Below are 19743 nucleotides of genomic sequence, written 5' to 3'. Positions count from 1 at the left end.
TCTCGCTTTTTGTTGTATTGGGAATCTGAATAAACACATTTTTTGTTTGGGAGTAACACAGAAATGAACCTCCTGGAATAATATGGTGACATGAGGAGGTGATGGAATGGGTCAGCAGGATAAATTAAAGGGTCAATGGCCTCCGCATGTTTGGTATCCGCCACATCCAGACCCTATAAGTTCATCAAACGTCGAGAAGGGAGAGGGATCCTTCACCTATTCTAAACCTTTCCCAAAACCTGAGCGTGAATCTGGCGGATTATCGGAACGAGATATTGCAGTTGCTGAAATTTGGCCTTTGCTGCCTGCGGCTGTTGGGGCTGGGGCTGCGATCTTATTGCTGCTTATGGCAAACCATAAGCAATGGAATGATGAGAACGATAATGAGGGTTTTGAAGGATATCCGGAGCCGCAAAATACGCCGGTTGGCTCAGCTGTAGTTGTTATTTATTCGATAGTCGCAACGGCGGGAGTCTCTTATTATGTGTTTAAGGTGCTGACAAGTACCAACGGGCATCTGCTTAGTGGATTTATTCCTACGGTCTCGGCTATTACCCTTTTGTTAATTTATTTTGCTGTTGCTTATGATCTTGAATATCACATGGTTCCGGGAAGTTTTAAAGGAAGCAATTTCGGAAATGACATCGTCTCCGAATTATTTACTTTTACCTATTTTAGTATTACAACGTTTGCTACCGCAAGCATGGGAGATTTCTCGCCAATAAGTAATGCCTCAAGAATTCTGGTTACTCTTGAAGTTCTATTCTTCATATATATCTTTACAATGGGAATTGTCTTTTTTGCTGATCCCTAAGACGTGGTGAGGAATTAAAGAAGTACTAACCTATATTCATGAAGTTTGGTGACTCTTATGTAAAAGACCTCACGTCGACTTTGGGAAAGTGTTTTGAACTAGAAGGATTTTGTCATGCTTTTTTAGAGCATGGCTTTTTTTGTTGGTTTCTGTATGCTGGTCATGGTTATTTCATTATGGAATATAGATTAAATAAGATAAGTTTACATGCAGTAATGGATTTCTAAAGATTTTTGGGAAGTTATGGAATATCATATTAGAAGAGGGGCAAAAAGGATGTGTTAGTTTGCAAAAGGTCTATGTGCTCGATTCCAGCGTATTATTGCATGACCCGAGAGCGATCTTTCAATTCCAAGATAATGAGGTTATTATTCCGTTTGTTGTTTTAGAGGAAATCGAAAGCAAAAAACGTCAGCAGGATAATGTTGGCCGAGCGGCTCGGGAGGCTATTCGAAATCTGGATTGTTTGCGGAATTCTGGTCAGCTTTCCCAAGGAGTCCCTTTACCTGGCGGGGGAATAATTCGGATTGAACTTAATCATTATTCCAAGGAAATTCTTCCGCTTAAGTCCGATATGGGTTTAGCGGATAATAGAATTTTGGCAGTTTCCTTAAGTTTGGCCCATGAGGAAGAGCGCAGTGTGATATTGGTTACGAAGGATATCGCTATGCGTGTTAAAGCTGATGCTTTGGGTATTTTGACGGAGGATTATTATAATGACAAGGTGGCTATGACTCAGATTAAGGATGAAGTTTTGACTGTATCCCTGGAAGATCAGCAAGTCGATCAACTTTACCGGAATAACTTTATTTATTGGCAAGAGCCTTTACCAGCTAATGGCTGTATTAAGACCGTTTTGAGTGATCATTGTGTCCTCCCGCTTGTCGCGTCGCCGGAGGGCAATAAGCTGATTAATTGTTTGGGGCAGGGGCGGGCTTCCTGGGATATTCGGCCCAAAAATATGGAGCAGTCCTGGGCTTTGGAGATGCTCCACAATCCGGAAATTAAGTTGGTCAATCTGATGGGCCCGGCGGGGACGGGAAAGACTTTGCTTGCTTTAGCGAGTGGTTTGGAACAGACGGTTCACGCTGAGAAATATGTTCGGTTGCTTTGTGCGCGGCCGATAATTCCTTTTGGCAAAGATATTGGTTTTCTCCCCGGAGAAAAGGAACAAAAGGTACGTCCCTATATGCAGCCTATTTATGACAATTTGGAGTTTTTGTTAAGGCCAAAGCGGGATAAGGAACGGGAGCGAAACGGCGAGTCTATTGTGGAAAGTGCTATTGATCTGCTGATTAAGAAAAAGCAGTTGGAAATTGAAGTGCTCACGTATATTCGGGGACGGAGTATTCCTAATCAATTTTTGATTATTGATGAGGCCCAGAATCTGACGGCCCATGAGGTTAAGACGATCATAACTCGTGCCGGAGAGGGGACAAAAATTGTTCTTTGCGGAGATACGGATCAGATTGATCATCCGTATTTGGATAGGGAAAGTAACGGGTTGGCGTATATTGCCTCCCGGCTGAAGGGGCAGCCGTTCTATGGCCAGGTGCGGCTGATTCACGGGGAACGGAGCGATTTGGCGACAAGGGCGGCGAGCTTGCTTTAGAGGGCCATGGTGCTGCGGCGGCTCACGTTTTGTGAGCCGCCCCGTACCTTAAAAGGAACTCCTTGCTTTACCCTTTCCTAACAAGCCAACTAAGATTGAATAAGTCTGACTCCCAGATCAAATGCCTTCTTTAAATTCTCGGCCGAAATTTTCTCGACGCGGCTCGATTTTTCTTCTAGATTCGGCAACTCATAAACATACTTGGAATAGTCGTCAAACATAACGGTATCGGTCAAATTTAGTGACTCACAACTACCCAATGTATGGCCAATCATTTCTACTAAACCATTTAAGGTATCCTTAACCCCTCTCTCGATACAATCTTCGTCAGTCCCATTCATTGTTGTTATTAGGGCTGTTTTGAAGTTTTTGGGTTTAGGACCTGTACCTCGAGCACCATAATCAAGATATTGGAAAAGTAATCTATCTGTAAATGAACGCATTTGACCTGATAGATTTCCATAATAAATAGGTGAGCCAAGAACAATTACATCTGATTGTTCAATACGTTCCAATAAGGGCTTTAGTTCATCGTTTAGTACACAATGCGCAAAAGATTTACTGTTTTTCAATTTACAAGCATAACAACTGATACAGCCTTTATAGTTAAGGTCAAAAAGATTTACAAATTCAGTTTCAGCGCCTGCTGAATTTGCGCCTTCAATGACTCGATGTAACATTTTTGCAGTATTGCCTTGTTTTCTTGCACTACCACATATAGCTATAAGTTTCATAAATAATCCTTCTCCTTCTATCGTTTTAAGTGAACTCGTTCAGCATATTTTTGGTGTAGAAATTTTGTTTCCTTAACAACAAAAATACAGTACTAAAGTTTTGTTGTCAAGGAAACAAATTGGATAATTATTTATAAGAGAGAGCATGCATCTATCATTCTTTGTGTTGTTACAACTGGATTGGTGAGAGCATCTTCAACTGTTTCCACAAGCAAACTTATTCGACAGGATAAGAAATACTTTGCAGCAGGAAAAAAAGGGAATTTAACGAAATCAAAATTAAATAGGAGTTGCATGTCTTTGATTTATCATTTATATGGGCTTGTAATGGATTGCGAAGTTAGAAAGGGAATAATGCCGTTTTAGCAGATACGAGAAAAGAACGAATGATTACCAATGGTAACCTGAATGGGGGTTCGGTGTATGGAGCGTAAGCTGCGTAAGGTTTGGTGGTTTGTCCTTTTTGTGCTGGTGGTTTTAGCCATCTGGAAGCTGTTTTTGCCTCATGGTACAAATGCTTATTTGCAAAAATCTGCCGCCAACCGCGAAATTATAGTTTACGTTGCCGGAGCCGTGGAAGCCCCGGGGCTTGTTCATTTAGCGCCGGATGCACGTTTGGATGATGCTTTGAAACAGGTTCATCTTTTGCCAGAGGCTAATCTGGAGAGTATGAATCCGGCAGAACGGCTCAAGGATGGGCAGAAGATTACGGTGCCTTATAAGAATCTTTCGGCTTCGTTAAACGGAGGTGTCGGAACTTCCTCGACGGGAGGCAGTACGGAAAACGGCAGCGTGACGAAGGGCGCGGGTGTGGTTTCCGGAAGTGGTGGTGCTGTAAGTGCCGGGGGGATGAGTACGGGAAAGGTTAGTGCGGGATCTGCTGAGGGTAAAATAAATATTAATACTGCCGGGGTTACTGAGCTGGACAAGCTGCCTGGTGTAGGACCGGCGTTGGCCGGGAGGATTGTTCAGTATCGGACGGAACATGGGCTCTTTTCCCAGCCGGAAGATCTGCAGAATGTTTCCGGTATTGGTGCGAAGACCTATGAGAAAATGGCTGCTCAAGTAACGGTTGGGCCATGAGAGATCCCTGGGTTGGACGTTCGGCTGCTTTATTAGGCGGGGGACTTTGCGCTGCTTTGACGCCTGAGTCTCTGCGCTTTTGGGTGTTTGGTGTTCTCTGCTTATTGGGGCTGCGCTTGGTCTTGTTTTGGCGGCCCCGTGATTTTTGGGGCAAAGTTTATCGGCCGGAGTTTTTGTTGTTGGCCGTTACTCTTTTGTTGGGTTATATGTATGGGGCTTTGGCTGATAGAATGCTTTTGGAACCGTTGACTCTAAATAGGGTTGAAATTACCGGGGTTCTTAGGGATTGGAATGCGGGGAGTGATAAGAGCGTCGGGGTGCTTTTGGTTGAAAAGGCGGTGGCGGACGGTGAACTAAGGGAAGAGCTGGGAGGTCAGTCATATCGCTTAGTTGTCTATGCGGATAAAGCGGGGAAAGTGCCTGGACAATGGCTAGGGGTTCAGCCGGGAGATCGGGTTGAATTTTTTGGCCGTTTGGAGAGACCGAAGCCGGTGGGTACACCGGGCGGCTTTGATCTGCGTTTGTACAATGCGGTCAGGGGGCTTAGCGGAAAGTTGACAGCGCAGGGAGATGCTAAGTTGACAGCTTTTGGAGAGCCGTCTTTGACTTGGAAAATACGCCACAACGTTCATAGACAGTTAGAAGCATGGGATCCTCAGGATACGGGAGTTCTCGAAGGAATTTTCTTTGGTGATTCCAGTCATATTCCGTCTGAAATTCAAGAACGCTATAAGGTGACTGGTGTTCTGCATGTTTTCGCTGCCTCGGGATCAAATGTTGCCTTTGTCATGGGATTGGCTTGGCTGGTTTTGGGTTTCCTGCCGAAACGGCTGCGGATTATAGGGGCGATCCTGGCTCTGATTCTTTATGGTGCTTTATGCGGGGGAAATGCTCCGATTGTCCGAGCAACTGTCTTAGGAGTTGCCGTTCTTTTAGGACGTTTTGGCCGGGGACGGGTGGCAGCCCTTCGCTGGTTGCTCTTGACTGGGGCTGGGTTATTTATCCTTAATCCTTTGCTGATTCGGGATCTTGGCTTTCAGCTGTCTTTTAGCGCGGCTTGGGGGCTGGCTGTACTTGTACCTCGGCTTTTGCCAACGGCTTGCTTTCAACGGGTTCCTGCTTTATTTCGAACGGTTTTGGCAAGCACCATAGGGGCTCAGATGGCTGCGCTGCCCCTGCTCATTGCGGCTTTTCACCGTTTGTCTCTGATCGGGCTCCTGGCCAATGAGCTGATTCTTTTTCTTCTTGGCAGTGTGCTGGAGATAGGTTTGATGGGCGTCATTGCCTCCTTCTCCTGGAGTCTGTGTGCTCCGTTTTTCCAAGTTAGTCTCTGGCTTTTGGGCGGGGCGAACGAGGTTTTGAAGGTACTGGCCGGCGTTCCTTGGGCAGATGTCTGGATCGTTAATCCGGGGCCGCTTTTTGGCTTGGTCTGGTATGGAACCATTGGCGTTCTTCTCTGGGGAAAAGAGCGGACGTTTTTCAGTTTTAATGTCGGGTTACTCTCTCTGAAACGACGACTGGAAGCAGCCGCACCAAAGCTTATAACGTTACGATGCGCTGCAATTAGTCATAGATTAAGGGTTTTGAGCGAAGGCGTTTTTCCAAGCGGTTCAGAAGCTAAAAAGCACAGCTGTTATTATTGGCGTTTCAGCGGTCTTTTGCTCATGTTCGCACTGCTTTGGAGCCCTTGGGATTTTTCTAAGGAATTGGAAGTGGATTTTCTTGATGTAGGGCAGGGGGATTCTATCTTAATTCGAACTCCTGAAAACCATGCCCTCTTAATTGATGCCGGTCCGCGCAGTAAGAGTTTTGATACGGGGGAGCGGGTCGTCTTGCCCTATTTGCTGCAAAGGGGAATCGGCCATTTAGATGCTGTACTGATTACTCATGAAGATCAGGATCACATCGGGGGAATTCGAGCCGTCTTAGATGTGATTCCTACCGATTGGATTGGGGTACCCAACGTGGGAGAGCGTTTGGAGAATGAAGAATGGGAAGCGGGACTTCCCCCAGGTTTGACTGACCAATCCGAAGTATTAAAGACATTACAAACTGGAGATCGTATCGAGCTGGATTCCGGAGCTTTTTTGGAGGTTTTTGGTCCCCAAGAAGTTCTTGCCAACACTCATTCGGATCCTAATAATAATTCTCTGGTGATGATGCTCAATTATTTAGGCCAGAAGGTATTTTTAACCGCAGATATGGAGCAAGAAGAGATGGAAGAGATCTCAGCTGCGGGAGAGACTATTGAAACGGACATTTTCAAGCAACCTCACCATGGAAGCCGTTTTTCGCTGGACAAACCCTGGCTTGACAGACTTAATCCAAGTGCGGTTATTATTTCAGTCGGTAAAAATACGTTTGGCCATCCGGCTCCTGAGGTTTTGCAGTACTGGAATGATCGTCACATTCCGGTATACCGCACTGATGAGCAGGGTACGTTAAGAGTTTTATTTAAAGCCGGAACGATAGATATTATTCCTGGCAGACAAGCATCTTAAAAAAGTTCTCCTCAGACAGGCCTTTATGTATAAAAAGGAAATATTGGGTAAGAATAACAAGGAACATCTCTTTTCTCCTCCTCTTTCTTTTGCCCCTTCACGATCATGAGTCGTGGAGGGCTTTTTCTTTTCGTACAAGTCTGAGGAGTAAAATCTGGCTTTTTTTTAAGGTCTCGATTAAAATGAGCAAAGGGGGGGTGGATTTCATGAAAGAAATTGAACGAGTTAAGGCGAGTGTTGTAAAGGGTAAGATTCCACCCGTTTATTTATGGCATGGTGAAGACCATTATTTAAGGCAAGAGGCCTATGAGGTTCTTAAGTCCTTCTATCTTCAGACAGATCCTTCAGGAAGCGGGATCGAGCGTGTTTCAGCGAAGTCTGTTGTTCCTGGCGATATTTGTGAATTAGCTAATTCCATGTCTTTTTTTGCTAATCGCTTAGTTGTAGTTGAAGAGGTTACTTATTTCCAAGACGGACAAACTGCTGATCTCGAGCCTATACTGGAATATCTCACGAATCCTAATCCTTCGACTTGTCTTTTGTTTCTGGCGGATAATGTCCACAAAGGGAGGAAGCTTTATAAAGCTCTTGATCGAGCGGGAGAAATTCTGGAGTTTCGCTCTCCCAAACGACCTCAGGATTGGCTTGAATGGCTTCAAGATGAGGTAAAACTTCGCGGAAAAACGATGAGCCGTCAGACTGTTGCCCAATTTATTGAATGGGCCGGGCATAATACGGGCGTCCTAAACCGAGAATTAGATAAACTTGAAATTTATATAGGAGATCGGAAGACGATCACGGCAGACGATTTTAAAGCAGTGACGATCCAAACTATTGAGGCGACCGTCTTTCAACTTCTTGATGCGGTGGCGAAGCGCTCCGCCAAGGAGGCAATTACGGCCTTACATGAAGTTCTGCGCAAGGAGCATCCCCTAAAGGTACTAACGTTGCTGGTTCGTCAAGTGCGGCTGCTCTTAGGCTGTAATGCTTTACGAGAGCGGGGCGGAAGCGTTTCAGAAGCGCCGTCAGCTTTGGGAATTTCACCCTTTGAAGCTCAAAAGTTATGGCAGCAATCCCTCCATCTCTCGACGGAGAAATTAACCCGAGGGCTGCAGGAATGTTTAAAGACAGATCTGGCCCTGAAAACAAGCGGCGGAGATCCGGGGCTTTTATTAGAAGTGATGATTGTGAAATTTTGCGAGTAAAGTGCTCTAATTTACGTTGTTGACATGTGGAGAACTCTCCTGTTATAATATATGGAGAGTTCTCCATTTATGCCATCGTAATGCAAAGGAGTTGTAAAACACATGGAAAATAAACATTATAAAACTGCCCTGTTGGTCAACAAGTGGTGTCGTTCTGTCAACATTGCGCGAAGCTGCTGATAAAGACTATGCCATTAAAGTGCTTTCAGATGCATGCTTAGATAAGCGGACGTGCTTATGGTTGACGATTGGATTCCTTCCTTGGATTAAAGCCGAAGAACTTTTTAGGAATCACGAAGTGAGCGCCTTTTTGGATTTCGTCCATAAGAGGCGCTCGGCTATTGTAACGGATTATAAAAGGAGGCTTATTTTTATGCCAATTTGGAAAAGAAATTTATTCGTTTGCTGGTTTGGAATGTTTGTAGCAGGTATAGGAATGAGTCAAATTGCCCCGGTATTGCCCCTTTATATTCAGCATTTGGGGGTTCATAATGCATCTTCCATTGCCAAACTTTCCGGAATCGCTTTTGGTATTACCTATATAATTTCCGCTATTTTCTCGCCGATTTGGGGTCATATTGCCGACAAAGTTGGGCGAAAGCCTATGATTCTGCGGGCAAGCCTTGGTATGGCTCTCATTATCGGCTGCATGGGGTTTGCGCCGAATGTATATGTACTGATTGGACTAAGATTATTACAGGGCGCAATAACAGGTTATAGCACAGCTTGTACTGCCTTGATTGCAACTCAAACGGATAAGGAACACGCTGGATATGCGCTGGGTACGCTTTCAACCGGAAGTATTGCAGGTTCTTTGTTAGGCCCAATTATTGGCGGCTTAATTGAAGAGTACCTTGGTTTTCAACCTGTATTTTTCATAACAGGAGCATTGCTGCTGATTGCATTTATTATGACCGCTTTGTTTGTAGAAGAATCTTTTGTTCGTCAGGATAAAAAGGCAAAGAGTATTAAAAAGACATGGGAAGAAATCCCCGAAAAGAGTTTAACTATTGTTCTGCTTGTAACCTTTTTTATTTTAACTCTAGGACTATATTCTATAGAACCTATTGTAACTGTTTACGTTACCCACTTAACCCAAGGTACTGCCGCTGCTCATGTCGCAATATTGGCCGGATTAGCATTCTCGGCTTCAGGGTTGGCAAATATTATTTCAGCTCCCAGGCTGGGCCGACTTTCCGATAAAATAGGTGCGCATAAGGTTGTTTTAGTTGCACTCATTGCTGCCGGAATTATTTATATACCCCAAGCTTTTGTAAAAAATCCATGGCAACTGATAGGACTGCGCTTTTTATTAGGATTAGCAATAGCCGGATTGAATCCTTCAATTAATACCCTTGTTAAGAAAATTACACCAGATTCTCTTACTGGCGCAGTTTTTGGATTTACCATGTCTGCGGGGTATCTGGGCGTATTTGGCGGTGCTGTTTTAGGCGGGCAGGTGGCAGCCTACTTGGGGATACAATATGTCTTTTTTGTATCCAGCGCATTGTTGCTGATAAATGCTATCTGGGTGTATTTTAAAGTGTATAAAAAGCTTTGCCTAAAGGAAAATGCATATTAAACCGCATAAAATATGGAGCAGCTAGGCCGAATGCTTAGCTGCTCTATGTTTTATGGTTTACGTAACAATTTCATGGCTTAGCGGGTTGACTCTACCCCCAACGAAGCAAGATATGAGCCCTCCACTTGAAGTGGGGGGCTTACGATCGGAAAATACAAAGTTTGCCTAGTAACTTAGATGTGCACTTCTTTACAGAAACGTAGCCAAAAGCCCACGGTTTCAATCGTGGGATGAAGGCGGCTCCCGTTTCGTTTCTAAATAATCCGTTGTAGTATCATTGAACAACGGATAAAATAATGATATGGGACAAGAATATCGACGAACAACCACCACTGTTTCTTTAATCAACTATCATTTTGTTTTTTGCCTACGCTACAGACGCAAGATATTAGTAAAGGACGTAGATAGAAGGTTTAGGGAGATTCTGCAAGAACTATGTGATGAACATTCAGAAAGTATCAATGTGAATGTGGATTTATGGCTCATCGAGATCGAGTTGGGGCGATAAATATAATCTCTGCAACTGTGGTAGCTGGTAACAGGCTATCAGCCTAGAGTACCATTTTGTACTGCTCTAGGACGGGCTAATGGCATAGCCTTGAACTTGGGGTCATACTCCGATACTAGAAATAGATTTTGGTTTAATCACCCAAGAATCCCACCGGCTTCAGCCGTGGGAGTGTCAATATAGTGAACTCGTTCAGCTAAAGCTCTGACCTCATGAGCTAAACTAGTTATTCTATCCGGCTGAAGTGAATTAAAATTATAAATCTTAACATAAGGTTTTTCCTAGGCTGTCATTTAGTGAAAGAATTTACAAGGAGTAGATTTATATGGTTAAAATTAATTGGTCCATCTTCAAAACTATTGGTTTAATTCTCCTCGGCAATACTCTTTATGCTTTGGCAGTAACTGCCTTTATTCTCCCTAGCGGATTGATAACTGGAGGCTCAACAGGATTAGCCTTATTCTTTTATCATCAGTTTAATATCCCTATTACACTCTTTGTTTCGCTTTTCAATATTGCCATGTTTATCCTCGGCGCACTGGTACTGGGCAGAGCCTTTGCTCTGACTACCTTGATAAGCACCTTTTACTATCCATTAATTCTTGGCGTTTTTCAAAATTTCCCATTTCTGCAGAGCATGACTTCTGACCATTTGCTTTCTGCTATCTATGCCGGTCTTATGATCGGCTTAAGCCTTGGACTTGTCATTAGAGCAGGTGCATCCACCGGAGGCATGGATATACCTCCCCTGGTATTGAATAAGAAATTTGGGGTTTCTGTTTCCATCACTTTGTACGCTTTCGACTTCACAATCTTGTTATTACAAATGCTGTTTGCCAACAAGGAGCAAGTGCTTTATGGAATCTTGCTGGTACTTATCTATACCGTTGTCTTAGATAAAGTGCTTTTGCTCGGGCAATCCCGTATGCAGGTAAAAATCATCAGTAAAAAATACAAGGAAATTAACCAGATGATTATCCACCATTTGGACAGAGGTTCCACCATAATTCAAGCAGAGACAGGTTACTTCCACGATAAAACCCCAGTTCTTCTGACAGTAGTCTCAAACAGAGAACTGCCTTTGCTTAATAAGCTGGCCCTTTCTATAGATCCTAATGCGTTTATGATAATTAACCAAGTTAATAAGGTAAACGGTCGCGGCTTTTCTATCGACAAGTCCTATATGTAAAACGTTGTCCATTATCAAAAATGATGAACTCGTTTTTACTGAAGATGATGAACTCGCCTAGTAATGAGCACAAAAAGAGAACGACGATAAATCGTCGCTCTCTTTTTGCGTCATCGTAAGAAATATAAGCTTAACCTACTTTGGAAAATTGTGTATGAAATCTCTTAGTCAGACGGGACTTTTTGCGAGCTGCTAGGTTCTTATGAATTAAACCCTTGGAGGAGGCTTTATCCAAAGCACGAGTAGCCTTTTTCAAAGCGAGTGCTGCAGTCTCAGAATCTGTGCTGATTGACTCTTCAAAACGTCGGATGGTCGTACGTAAAGCTGATTTCGCAGCAGCATTCTTAATCATGCGAGCTTTGCCCAACTCGACTCTTTTGATGGCAGATTTAATGTTTGGCACTTATAGTCACCCCCTTTGGTTGCGATATCCTCAGTTGTACACAAACTATATTTTAACATTTTGATTTATAATTATCAAGGTAAATTAGGATGAGAATGGAATAAATAAATTTCTTGTTTTTTGTTAAAACTAGTTTCGTAGTTTAAGATTGCTTTCAAAAAAAGCGAGAAAATAAATAAGGGGGGGTCTATCAATGATAGGTATGATCGTAAGGTTTATCGTATCTGCTTTGGTTTTGTTATTAGTGAGCTATATTGTTCCCGGCCTGCGAGTTGCCGGTTTCACAGGTGCCCTAATTGCAGCGGTGGTCATTGCTGTTTTAGGATATTTGGTTGAATTGGCCTTTGGGAACAAGGTTTCACGGATGGGACGAGGTTCTATTGGCTTCATAACTGCAGCTGTAGTTATTTATTTGAGCCAGTTTATCGTTCCCGGTTCCATTTCAGTTTCCATTATTGGGGCTTTATTAGCTTCCCTGGTTATTGGAATTGTAGATAGTTTTGTGCCGACAAAACTCCGTTAGTTAATTTTTTGGGGCTAACAACGATAAACATCAAGACAGAAATTACTTTTTAGTTCTACTTAAGACTTGTCCCTCATATTTCTTCAATAGGAGAAAGGGGGACAAGTTCTTTGTTGCGGGAAAATTATTATCATTATAATCATTACAATAATAAAAAAATTAAAGCCTGGAAATTTAAAGAATGGATTAGAGGGTTGTTTTTTGGCCTGGTCTGCTGCCTTGTCCTGCTAAGCTTTATATATTCAATTAAAAATGAAAGCTCGGTCCAATTTGTCCAGTTTTTAACTCAGCAATCCTTTCCTTTGGAAGCTGTCTTGCTGGAAGGGATTCCGGGTTACTCTCAACCGCAGCGTGCCCGCTTAGATGAGGTAAGGAGTCAGAGTTTAGCTACTGGAATGTATTTATTAACAGGTGTTAATGTCGCCGATCCGCGCACGTTTTTTCTTAGCTATTTTTCTCCGCCTCCTGAAGGGCCGACTTGGTTAGGGTGGGCTTATAATCCTAAAGATCCGGAGTTTGAGGGACCAATACTTGAACCTATTGAAAGCCCGCCTAAAGTGAGTAATAATGCGGCAACGACTCCTGCACCGCCAGTTTCCGGTTCCAAGGATGTTCTTGTGGGAATTTACAATACGCATAACAGTGAATGTTATTCCGGAGACGGAGGTCCGGACCGCAAGCAAGGGGAAAATGGAGACGTTGTTACGGTAGGAGAAACTTTGAAAAAGTCCCTGGAACAACATGGCATTGAAGCCGCTCATTCTCTAACCATCCATGATGGAGAAAATTTCATGACGGCATATTCCCGTTCTATTAATACGGCAGCCAAACTTCTTAAAGATTATCCGACCATTAAAATCTTAATCGACCTTCATCGGGATGGATTTCCGCCGGGGGTGTCCAAGGAGACTGTCAGTGTTAAGGGTAAAGATGTTAGCCCGGTAATGGTTGTCATTGGTAAGAAAAACCCTCATTGGCAAATCAATGATGCTTTGGCAAGGAAACTTATTGCATTGGGGAATAAGAAGTATCCCGGTCTTTTTGTGGCCAATATTAGTTACGCCGACGATGCCCGCTACAATCAACATCTTTCTAACGGCGGCATATTGCTGGAATTTGGAAGTCAGCTCAATACTTTAGAGGAAGCTAACGGTGCGGCGGAAGCCGTCGCCAATATTTTGGCGGATTATCTTAAAGGAACGTCTAATAGATAACATAATGGATAAGAAGGAAGAATCACTAAGTTTTACGGTACTATCAGAAAGTATGGCTTTTGGCTGAATACTGCAAGAAGAACTAATACGTGCGAAGACAGTGTCTTCGCATCGAGCGTCAGCTAAGTTTTCTTTATCTCGTGAAAAATGCTATAATGCGGAAGGTGAGACTAGGATGATGGGGAGAAGAGGTTAGAAATGTCATCAACCAACCGTACACTTTTAAAAGCCGCCGGATTTTTAATGGCAGCGCAAATGGCTTCGCGACTCCTGGGTTTTTTACGCACAACATTAATTGCAGGATTTTTTGGGCAAAGTAGCGTTACGGATGCCTATAATACAGCGTTTATTCTCCCTGACCTGCTCTATTGGCTATTGGTGGGTGGAGTTTTAAGTGCTGCTTTTATTCCTGTCTTCTCCAAATATATTGCTCAAGGAAATGAAGATGAAGGCTGGCGAGTAGTAAGTTCCGTTGTAAATATAATTTTCATGGTGCTTGCGGTATTCGTAGTATTTGGACTTTTTTTCACGCCGGAGTTTTTAAAGCTTATGGTTCCCGGGTTCCAAGCTAAGAATATAGCTCTCACAACTCAGTTGACGCGAATTCTGCTGATGCAGCCCTTATTTATGGCTTTTAGCGGGTTGACCATGGGAGTTTTGAACTCTTATAAAATCTTTTGGCCGTCTGCTTTGGGGACTGTGCTCTATAATGCATGTGTTATTTTTTTTGGGACGATCCTGGCGAACCCTACGAAGCCGGAGAGTATTTCTGGGTTTGCTGTGGGAGTAGTTGTGGGTGCTTTGGTTAATTTTGCGGTTCAAATCCCTGCTCTGCGCAAGGTTGGAATACGTTATCACGCTATTATAGATTGGCGTCATCCCGGTGTACGCCGGATTGCTGCTTTGGCAGTGCCGATTATTTTGAGTTATTCTCTAAATCAAATTCAGATTGCTGTAAATAAACATAAGCTATTTTGGGTCGAGCCCGTTTTTCCCAGGGAGTATTTCTGCTATTTGGAATTCATCTCGTCTTTTCCAAATGCCTGTCGGGATCTTTGCTTTAGCAATTGCTGTAGCCTCTTTTCCAACGATGACAGAGCAGGCTGCTTTAAAACAATGGGATGGACTTCGTGAAACAATTTCCCGCACCATACGGATGGTCGTTTTTATCACCCTTCCTGTTTCTGTGGGCATGATTGTTCTCCGTTTTCCTCTCATACGTACTCTCTTTCAACATGGGCATTTTACGGCTGAAGATACGCTGCAGACAACAGTCCCTCTCTTCTATTTCTGTTTGGGAATTTCTGCTCAGTCGGTGATTCAGATTTTGCCTCGGGCTTTCTATGCCCTGCAGGATACTTGGACGCCGGTGATTTTGGGACTAATCTCCATGGCCATTGATATATTATGTATGTTTTTGCTGGTTCATCCTCTGGCTGCCGGGGGACTTGCCCTGGCTGATACAGTCTCAGCCGTTGTCAATATGTTGTTATTGTTCTATGTCCTGCGTAAAAAATTGGGCAAAATGGATGGGAAAAATATGTTGATAACCGGCTTAAAGACTCTGCTTTCTTCTCTGCTGATGGCCTTTGTCATTTGGATCTGGAGCCAGTGGGTGACGAGGTTTTTAGGGGTAAAAACTATTTCCTCGCTTATTGTCCTGATTTCCGGCACGGTTCTTGGAGCTTTAGTCTTTGGCCTGTCGGCAAAGTTCTTGAAAATGGAAGAGTTCGAGCAAACCGTTGGTTTACTGCAGCGGAGGTTTAAAAAGGCCCATTAAGACTACGATTTGAACTAGTTTTTAAGGCCCCCGCTTCTATAAGTGGGGGTGGGTCCTTCGTTAACTTCAGGTGGGGTAGAGTCCTCCTTCGCCGCTAAGTATTCCTATTGGGAAAGGCGGCTCGGCAATAATGTCCACTGGACATTATTGTATTTGAAGCCCCGATGCTCAGCATTAGCTGAACGAGTTCGCTTGTTGAACGAAATTTTTAGTAAATCGATGGATTTAGACGTTGCTATCATGAAACGTTGGTTAAATAACGTTATTTCCTGGAAAATGGAAACATATCAGTTGTGACAAAAACCCAATTCTTAGGTATTATATCTATTATTAGTTAACCAATAGGCAATGAAGCCGTCGAGATATCTAAATGATATCTGGCGGCTTTTTTTGTCGTTAAAGGGAAGGGGATGTTCTGTGAAAGTTAAAGCGAAGCCTTCCTTGGAACGTTCCGCAATCCTTTTGGCTATGACTGAAACGAGAGAGGAAGAAGAAAGGCTCAAGAAAGCTCTTCAGGAATCTGCAGCTATTCGCTGCGGGGTGACAGAACTTGGGGGAACGGTCTCGACTCTGCAGCATACGGGGAAACTAACCAATTCCGTGATCTCAGCTGCTTTTAACACGGGAGTAATTCCCAAGGAAGGGCGCAAAATTCACGCTCTGATCCATGCAACACTGGAAGCCAGCAACAGTATTTTTATTCATACGAACAGCAATGCCAGTTTTGCTCTAAAAATCGGTTTAACAACGGATACAGAGTGGATTGCGGTAGCAATTTTTGGTCGGTCCTCCTTACACCCTCTTTTGGAACATTCTCGTGTCGGTTTGGGATTTATGCATCTTTGATTTCATAGGGGTTCCTGGCTGAAAAGAATTCGGCATTAGAGTTTGAGATTGTATTGAAGATGGGTTTAAACAGGGGAAACTGAAATCTTAAGGCCGATTAAAAGGCTGATTAGACATCCTGCATTTAACAGTAGTGTAAAATGTGTAGTTGCGAAAGATTAGTTTTGTAAAAAGAGTCTTGTAAAAACGTATAGTTGTGTAACAGTGTTGAAGAGAAACAGTGATTTTGTTAGAGCCTATTGGGATAATTGAATAACCGGGCACCAAACCAAAGAATGGTTTGGAGCGGTAAAGTGTTTTAGAGAGCCCTTAATTTTAGAAATTAGGGCTCTCTTTGTCTTTTTCTCAGGACTTTTCTCAAGGGCATTTGGTTACCGCCCTTCTATAAGTGGTGGTGGACATTCGAAAACTTCAGTTCACTGCAGGAGGTGATGCGATTGATCGTTTACCTAGGTTCCAGCGGATTTAAACAAAAAATTATAGGCGCTAAAACTTGAAGGAGGATGGTTTCTATGAAAATGATTAGAGCAATTGTCAGGCCTGATAAAACGGAGGAGGTCGCTGAGTCCTTGGCTCAGGCAGGGATGCCTTCCTTAACGAAAATGCATGTCTTTGGGCGCGGCAGAACGAAAGGAATCAGAATTGGCGACGTTGTTTACGATGAGTTTCCCAAGACGCTTCTGCTCTTAGTGATTGAAGATTACAAACTGGAAGAGGCCGTTTCCCTTATCCTCGAAAAAGCGAAAACGGGAACCATGGGGGATGGGAAAATTTTTGTGACGGAAGTGGAAGAGGCTTATACCGTAAGTTCTGGAACAAAGGGGTTGTAATTTATGAAAGAAATTATGACATTTATACGGCGGCATCAAGTTCCCGCCACTAAGAAAGTCTTCGAAGATGCCGGATTTCCCGCCCTTACCATTCAAAGCGTCGAGGGCCGCGGCAAACAAGGTGGAATTGGAGGATGGGCCGCTGAGGTTGATCCGGAATTGAATACCGTGATTGATCAGGTACACCCGGATGAGTCCCAATTCCACTGGATTCCCAAACGGCTGTTAACTATCGTGGTGCAGGATGATCAAGTTCAGGAGGTTGTGGATTTAATTATTAAAGCAAACCAGACGGGGCATATGGGAGACGGGAAAATCTTTGTCTGTCCGCTGAAAGAAGTCGTCCGGGTGCGTACCGGAGAAACCGGAGGCGAAGCTGTCGTTTAAGTATTAAGAGTCGAAAGTTAAGAGTCGAAAGTTAAGAGTTGAAAGTTGAGAGTCGAAAGTTAAGAGTTGAAAGTTAAGAGTTGAAAGTTAAGAGTTAAGAGTAAGAGTCAAGTGTTAAGAGTAGAAGTTAAGAGTTAAATAGTCCCTGGAGAAGGGTGAAAGATAACGATTAGGATGGTAAATGCAAATTTCCTGTTAGAAGGTTAGCGATAAAAGGAGATGTATTGTCATGAGGCAAATCGCAATTTATGGAAAAGGTGGTATCGGCAAATCAACGACCACCCAAAATACAGTGGTCGCTCTGGCTGAAATGGGAAGAAAAGTCACGGTCGTGGGTTGTGACCCTAAAGCGGATTCCACGCGCTTGATTCTCAACAGCAAGGCTCAAACGACAGTGATGGACCTAGCCCGGGAGCGGGGGACTGTGGAAGATTTGGAACTGGAAGATGTTCTAGTTGAAGGCTTTTTAGGTATTCGCTGTTCGGAATCAGGGGGGCCGGAACCAGGGGTAGGCTGTGCAGGACGAGGAGTTATCACGGCGATTAACTTCCTGGAGGAAAACGGAGCCTATACCTCGGATACCGATTATGTTTTTTATGATGTTTTAGGGGACGTTGTTTGCGGCGGGTTTGCTATGCCGATCCGTGAAAATAAGGCTAAGGAGATTTATATTGTAACTTCCGGCGAGATGATGGCGATGTATGCGGCCAACAATATTTCGAAGGGGATTCTCAAATATGCCCTGACCGGAACGGTGCGTTTAGGTGGTTTAATCTGTAACAGCCGTGTTGTAGATAAAGAACAGGAACTGATTGAGGCCTTGGCTAAAGCGTTAAATACGCAAATGATTCACTTTATGCCCCGGGATAATGAGGTTCAGCGAGCTGAAGTGCGCAAACAAACGGTCATTCAATATAATCCCAGCCATCCTCAGGCAGATCAATATCGAGAATTGGCCCGAAAAATCGAGAATAATACAGAGCTGACCATCCCGACTCCGCTCAGTATGGATGAATTAGAAGCCTTAATGATGGAATTCGGCATTATGGAAATGTAATAACGGGCAGCGATGGAAATGAGGGAGGACAGCCTTATGAGTGTATTAGAGACAACGGATTTCCGGAAACAGGTTGTGGAAGAAGTATTAGAGCTTTATCCGGAGAAGGCCAAGAAGAATCGGAGAAAACATATCACCGTCAAAGAAAATAATGAGTGTTCCAGCTGTGCTGTCAAATCAAACGCTAAAACAGTTCCGGGGCTGATGACTGCCAGGGGGTGTGCCTATGCGGGAGCTAAAGGAGTTGTTTGGGGGCCGGTAAAAGACGTTACCCATATTTCCCATGGACCCGTGGGCTGCGGGTTTTACTCCTGGGCTAACCGCAGGAATCTGGCTGAGGGTGAGATCGGTGTTGATAACTTTGTCCCTTTTTTATTCACCACAGACTTTCAGGAGAGCGATATCATCTATGGCGGAGACAAAAAGCTGGAGAAAGTTATTGAAGAGGTTGTGGAGCTGTTTCCCAATACCAAAGGGGTTTCTGTCCTCTCGGAATGTCCTGTAGGGTTGATCGGTGATGATATTGAGAGCGTGGCGCGGCGTATGACTGAGAAGCTGAAGCTGCCGGTCATTCCCGTTCGCTGTGAGGGATTTCGGGGCATCAGTCAGTCTTTGGGTCATCATATTGCCAATGACGCCATCCGCGATCACCTTATCGGCAAAGGCCCAAAACGGGACGTCGGTCCCTATGATGTCGGGATTATCGGGGATTACAATATTGGCGGCGATGCTTGGGCCAGCAAAAAAATTCTGGAAGAAATGGGCTTAAATGTTGTTAATATCTGGACCGGGGATTCAACTGTGGAAATGCTGCAAAACGGGCATCTTGTCAAGCTGAATTTAATTCACTGTTATCGCAGTATGAATTACATGGCCCGTCATATGGAGGAAACTTACGGCACTCCTTGGCTGGAGTTCAACTTCTTTGGTCCGACGAAGATCAGAGAATCGGTTCTTAAAATTGCCGCTATGTTTGATGATGTCATTATGGAAAAAGCTCATGCGGTTCTAGAAAAGTATGAAGCAGAAATGCAAAAGGTTATTGAGATTTATCGCCCGCGTCTTGAGGGTAAAAAGGTGATGCTTTATGTAGGAGGACTCAGACCCCGGCACGTAGTGGGGGCCTATGAGGACTTAGGCATGGAGGTAATCGGGACGGGTTACGAATTTGCCCACGGCGAAGATTATGACAAAACTATGGCCAATATTAAAGATGGGACCCTTATTTACGATGATGTGACAGCCTATGAACTTGAAGAATTCGTCAACAAACTAAAGCCAGATCTTGTCGGGTCAGGGATCAAAGAGAAATATGTTTTTGAGAAGATGGGTCTGCCTTTCCGGCAAATGCATTCCTGGGATTATTCAGGGCCTTATCATGGTTACCAAGGGTTCCCCATTTTCGCGCGGGATATGGATATGGCCATTAACAGCCCTACCTGGAAATCAATTAAAGCTCCTTGGGCTAAATAAGT

The 19743-nt window shown here is 43.8% G+C and carries 16 protein-coding genes and 2 pseudogenes; 16 read left to right on the top strand and 2 right to left on the bottom strand.

The window, feature by feature from the left end; genetic code table 11:
- Positions 1–106 precede the first annotated feature (106 nt).
- Together DEAC_RS10140 and DEAC_RS10135 are read left to right on the top strand one after the other, a co-directional pair.
- On the top strand, positions 107–814 hold the full coding sequence (locus DEAC_RS10140; protein WP_047809937.1) for an ion channel: 708 nt from the start codon (positions 107–109) through the stop codon (positions 812–814).
- Positions 815–1100: 286 nt separating this feature from the next.
- Entirely contained in the window at positions 1101–2426 is a 1326-nt protein-coding gene (locus DEAC_RS10135) for a PhoH family protein (protein ID WP_047809936.1), read from the top strand.
- A gap of 89 nt (positions 2427–2515) precedes the next feature.
- On the opposite strand, the gene DEAC_RS10130 is transcribed toward DEAC_RS10135, so the two are convergent.
- The gene (locus tag DEAC_RS10130; protein ID WP_083996051.1) at positions 2516–3160 is read right to left on the bottom strand and encodes a flavodoxin family protein; all 645 of its coding nucleotides are present in this window, start codon (positions 3158–3160) and stop codon (positions 2516–2518) included.
- 423 nt (positions 3161–3583) lie between these two features.
- On the opposite strand from DEAC_RS10130, the gene DEAC_RS10125 reads away from it, so the two are divergent.
- The 6 genes and pseudogenes from DEAC_RS10125 to DEAC_RS10105 all read left to right on the top strand — a co-directional run bounded on the left by DEAC_RS10125 (position 3584) and on the right by DEAC_RS10105 (position 11228).
- Positions 3584–4243, top strand: coding sequence for a ComEA family DNA-binding protein (locus tag DEAC_RS10125; RefSeq protein WP_047809935.1), 660 nt, complete (start codon positions 3584–3586; stop codon positions 4241–4243).
- Positions 4240–6744: a ComEC/Rec2 family competence protein gene (locus tag DEAC_RS10120; protein WP_047809934.1), complete on the top strand. Its 2505-nt coding sequence runs from the start codon at positions 4240–4242 to the stop codon at positions 6742–6744. The genes DEAC_RS10125 and DEAC_RS10120 overlap by 4 nt, the downstream gene beginning before the upstream one ends.
- 206 nt (positions 6745–6950) lie before the next feature.
- Entirely contained in the window at positions 6951–7949 is a 999-nt protein-coding gene (gene holA / locus DEAC_RS10115) for a DNA polymerase III subunit delta (RefSeq protein ID WP_047809933.1), read from the top strand.
- A gap of 373 nt (positions 7950–8322) precedes the next feature.
- On the top strand, positions 8323–9531 hold the full coding sequence (locus DEAC_RS10110) for a multidrug efflux MFS transporter (RefSeq protein ID WP_047810056.1): 1209 nt from the start codon (positions 8323–8325) through the stop codon (positions 9529–9531).
- A gap of 301 nt (positions 9532–9832) precedes the next feature.
- A pseudogene (locus tag DEAC_RS24155) lies at positions 9833–9991 on the top strand (transposase); the annotation flags it as partial.
- Between the two features lie 373 nt (positions 9992–10364).
- Positions 10365–11228 (top strand): YitT family protein, encoded by an 864-nt coding sequence (locus tag DEAC_RS10105; RefSeq protein WP_047809932.1) that lies wholly within the window; start codon positions 10365–10367, stop codon positions 11226–11228.
- Positions 11229–11358: 130 nt separating this feature from the next.
- Here DEAC_RS10105 and rpsT read toward each other — a convergent pair whose 3' ends face one another.
- Positions 11359–11631, bottom strand: a complete 273-nt coding sequence (gene rpsT, locus DEAC_RS10100) for a 30S ribosomal protein S20 (RefSeq protein WP_047809931.1) — start codon at positions 11629–11631, stop codon at positions 11359–11361.
- A gap of 193 nt (positions 11632–11824) precedes the next feature.
- Between rpsT and DEAC_RS10095 the strand changes: the two genes are divergently transcribed.
- The 8 genes and pseudogenes from DEAC_RS10095 to nifD all read left to right on the top strand — a co-directional run bounded on the left by DEAC_RS10095 (position 11825) and on the right by nifD (position 19741).
- Positions 11825–12154: a phage holin family protein gene (locus DEAC_RS10095; protein ID WP_014828893.1), complete on the top strand. Its 330-nt coding sequence runs from the start codon at positions 11825–11827 to the stop codon at positions 12152–12154.
- Positions 12155–12264: 110 nt separating this feature from the next.
- On the top strand, positions 12265–13368 hold the full coding sequence (gene spoIIP, locus DEAC_RS10090; RefSeq protein WP_053006362.1) for a stage II sporulation protein P: 1104 nt from the start codon (positions 12265–12267) through the stop codon (positions 13366–13368).
- 198 nt (positions 13369–13566) lie between these two features.
- A pseudogene (gene murJ / locus DEAC_RS10085) lies at positions 13567–15148 on the top strand (murein biosynthesis integral membrane protein MurJ).
- 417 nt (positions 15149–15565) lie between these two features.
- On the top strand, positions 15566–15994 hold the full coding sequence (locus DEAC_RS10080; protein ID WP_047809930.1) for a HutP family protein: 429 nt from the start codon (positions 15566–15568) through the stop codon (positions 15992–15994).
- 512 nt (positions 15995–16506) lie between these two features.
- A complete protein-coding gene (locus tag DEAC_RS10075; protein WP_047809929.1) occupies positions 16507–16824 on the top strand; it encodes a P-II family nitrogen regulator in 318 nt (105 codons plus the stop codon).
- A gap of 3 nt (positions 16825–16827) precedes the next feature.
- Positions 16828–17211: a P-II family nitrogen regulator gene (locus tag DEAC_RS10070; RefSeq protein ID WP_047809928.1), complete on the top strand. Its 384-nt coding sequence runs from the start codon at positions 16828–16830 to the stop codon at positions 17209–17211.
- Between the two features lie 229 nt (positions 17212–17440).
- Entirely contained in the window at positions 17441–18268 is an 828-nt protein-coding gene (gene nifH / locus DEAC_RS10065) for a nitrogenase iron protein (RefSeq protein WP_047809927.1), read from the top strand.
- 36 nt (positions 18269–18304) lie between these two features.
- Positions 18305–19741 carry a nitrogenase molybdenum-iron protein alpha chain gene (gene nifD / locus DEAC_RS10060; RefSeq protein ID WP_047809926.1) on the top strand — a complete coding sequence of 479 codons (1437 nt, stop codon included), beginning with the start codon at positions 18305–18307 and terminating at the stop codon, positions 19739–19741.
- Positions 19742–19743: the final 2 nt, after the last annotated feature.

This window comes from Desulfosporosinus acididurans, assembly GCF_001029285.1.
GTDB classification, from domain to species: Bacteria; Bacillota; Desulfitobacteriia; order Desulfitobacteriales; family Desulfitobacteriaceae; genus Desulfosporosinus; species Desulfosporosinus acididurans.
Note: the sequence above shows the minus strand (reverse complement) of the source record. Positions and strands in the feature narration are given on the sequence as shown.